This is a genomic window from Deltaproteobacteria bacterium PRO3, from assembly GCA_030263375.1.
GTDB lineage: Bacteria > UBA10199 > UBA10199 > DSSB01 > DSSB01 > DSSB01.
On sequence record SZOV01000179.1, the window covers coordinates 1 to 2,737 of the forward strand.

Genomic DNA, 2,737 nt, shown 5'->3' on the forward strand with positions numbered 1-2,737 from the left:
CGCGACAAGCGCATTGCCGAAGAGATCCGCCGCGAGGTGAGCCAAATCCTGCACTACGAGCTGAGCGACCCCCGCATCTCGGGCGCCACGGTCACCGGCGTCAAGGTCAGCCCCGACCTCAGGCTGGCCCGCGTCTACTACGCGCTGCCCGGCGCAGAGGAAAAAAAGGCCGCGGCCGCCGCGGGCCTCAAGAAGTCCGAGGGCTTCGTGCGGCACCTGCTTACCGAGCGAATCGACATGAAATTCTCCCCGCGGGTCGAATTCTTCTACGACGAGTCCTTCGAAATCGACGAAAAGATCCAAAAAATCTTCGCCAAGATGCCGCCCAGCCCCGAGGAATCTGATTCCGATTGAGCTATGGACGCCTTTCTCGTGCTCGACAAGCCCCGCGGTCTCAGCTCCCAGCAGGCGGTGAGCCGCGTGCGCCGCGCCTTGGGCGCCGGGAAGGCCGGACACACGGGGACCCTCGATCCCCTGGCGACGGGCGTCCTGCCGATCGCCTTGGGCGAGGCCACCAAGGTGATTCCCTACCTCGACGAGGACCGGAAGGAATACCGCGTCGCGGCCCGCTTGGGCGTCGCGACCGACACCTACGACGCCGAGGGCCGCGAGACGCAGCGCTCGGAGGGGCTCTCGGTGGAGCGGGGCGCCCTCGAGGCCGCCTTGTCGGACTTTTTGGGGGAGCAGGAACAAGTGCCGCCGCCTTTTTCCGCGATCAAAAAGGACGGCAAGCCGCTTTACGCCTACGCCCGCGAGGGCAAGGCGGTGGAACTCAAGCCGCGCCGGGTGCGGATCGACGCCCTCGAGCTGGAGTCCTTCGAGTTTCCCCACTTGAGTCTCAAGATAAACTGCGGGAAGGGCACCTACGTCCGCTCACTCGTCCACGACTTGGGGCGCCGGCTCGGCACTTGGGCCCACGTGACCGAATTGCGCCGGCTCCGCAGCGGTCCCTTTACTGAGGCCCAAGCCCTGAACCTCTCCGACTTGGAAGGGGACCCGAAGGCGGCGCGCAGCCGCTTTTTGGAAATCGAGGCCTGCCTGGAACACCTCCCGCGGCTACCCTTGGCGAGCGAGGAAGAGAAAAACCGCGTCTTGTCGGGAGTTCCGCTGCGAAGAATTAAACAACTCATTGAATCCAATAAGCTTTTCAACAAGCCTCTGGCCCTGACCTTCGAAGGCCGCATCCTGGCCATCGTCCACGACGCGGGCGGCCCGGATTTTTCCTACGGCCGGGTCTTGCACCGGCAAGTGGGCGATTTGGGTGACTAATGCCGCTTTACAAGGGTTTGGCGCTATGTTACGAGCCCATGCCCTTCATTTTTAGGTTTTCAGGAAGGGACAGCCAAGTATAATGTCTCAACGGAAGCAAAGGTTATGATCAACGGAGATTCCAAAAGCGAAGTGATCCACAAGTACCAACGGCAGGCCTCCGACACGGGTTCCCCCGAGGTCCAGGTCGCCCTGTTGACCCGCCGGATCAATTCCCTCACCGAGCACTTCAAGTCGCACGCCAAGGACCACTCCTCGCGGCGCGGCCTGCTGAAAATGGTCGGTCAGCGGCGGCGCTTACTCGAGTACCTCAAGCGCAACGACCGCGGCAAGTACTCCAAGTTGATCGGCGATTTAGGTTTGCGTAAGTAAAACGATGGGCCTTGGCGAGCGGGGCAGGCACCGGGAGGGACGATTCTCAAAACTGATAATTTAAGCCGAAGCTCTCACTCTGTGGGGATTTCAGCCTAAATTATCAGTTTTTTATTATCCTCCCCGAGCTTGTTCTTCTCCTCGACGCACATCCCAAAAAATAGGTAGGCCCGGACGTCGAAGCGACGTATCCGCCGCCGTTCCGCCAAGGAGAAGCGCCATATGGCACAAATTCATCGCGTCGAATGCGAAATCGGGGGCCGCACCCTCGTCATCGAAACCGGGAGGGTGGCCAAGCAGGCCGCCGGCTCCGTCACCGTCCGCTACGGCGACACCATCGTGCTGGTCACCGCCTGCGCCAGCGCCGATCCCAAGGAAGGCATCGATTTCCTGCCCTTGACCGTCGACTACCTCGAAAAGACCTTCGCCGCCGGCAAGATCCCGGGCGGCTTCTTCAAGCGCGAGGGCAAGCCCACCGAGAAGGAGACGCTGACCAGCCGCTTCATCGACCGGCCGATCCGTCCCTTGTTCCCCGAGGGCTGGGCCTGCGAGACTCAGATTATCGCAACCGTCCTCTCCGCTGATAACGACAACGACCCCGACACCCTGGCGATGATCGGTGCCTCCACGGCGCTCACGATTTCCGACATTCCCTTCAACGGCCCGATCGGCGGCTGCCGCATCGGCCGGGTCAACGGGCAGATCGTCATCAACCCGACCTTGAGCCAATTGGACGAGACCGACATCGAGGTCATCCTCGCCGCCAGCAAGGACGCCATCGTGATGGTCGAAGGCGGGGCTCGCGAGGCCTCCGAGGCCGAGATGATCGCCGCCCTGCGCGCCGGGCACGACGCCCTGCAGCCGGTGATCGCCGCGCAGCACAAGCTGCGCGAGCTGGTGGGCAAGGAGAAGCGCGCCCTCCCGGTCGTCGAAAAAGACGCGGCACTGGCCGCCAAGGTCCGCGAATTCGCCCACGACAAGCTGGTGAAGGCCTTCGCGGTCCGCGAGAAGCTGGCCCGCGGCAAGGCCGTCAAGGAAGTGAAGAAAGAGCTCAAGGCCGCCCTGATCACCGAGGACAGCCCCGAGGACCTCGAGA

Annotated in this window: 4 protein-coding genes; all 4 read left to right on the forward strand. The window is 62.8% G+C overall.

Annotated elements, in window-relative coordinates:
- The coding region (gene rbfA, locus FBR05_15095; GenBank protein ID MDL1873505.1) for a 30S ribosome-binding factor RbfA at window positions 1–354 on the forward strand (354 nt) is incomplete at its 5' end.
- 3 nt (window positions 355–357) lie between these two features.
- On the forward strand, window positions 358–1,269 hold the full coding sequence (gene truB, locus FBR05_15100) for a tRNA pseudouridine(55) synthase TruB (GenBank protein ID MDL1873506.1): 912 nt from the start codon (window positions 358–360) through the stop codon (window positions 1,267–1,269).
- A gap of 105 nt (window positions 1,270–1,374) precedes the next feature.
- Window positions 1,375–1,641, forward strand: a complete 267-nt coding sequence (rpsO, locus tag FBR05_15105; GenBank protein ID MDL1873507.1) for a 30S ribosomal protein S15 — start codon at window positions 1,375–1,377, stop codon at window positions 1,639–1,641.
- 222 nt (window positions 1,642–1,863) lie between these two features.
- Window positions 1,864–2,737, forward strand: an 874-nt coding sequence (locus FBR05_15110; protein ID MDL1873508.1) for a polyribonucleotide nucleotidyltransferase, incomplete at its 3' end; no start/stop codon positions are given.

What these genes read in the sequence shown, in the direction of transcription:
- truB (MDL1873506.1), top strand. Translation starts at nt 358, where the DNA reads ATGGACGCCTTTCTCGTGCTCGACAAGCCCCGCGGTCTCAGCTCCCAG.
- rpsO (MDL1873507.1), top strand. Translation starts at nt 1,375, where the DNA reads ATGATCAACGGAGATTCCAAAAGCGAAGTGATCCACAAGTACCAACGG.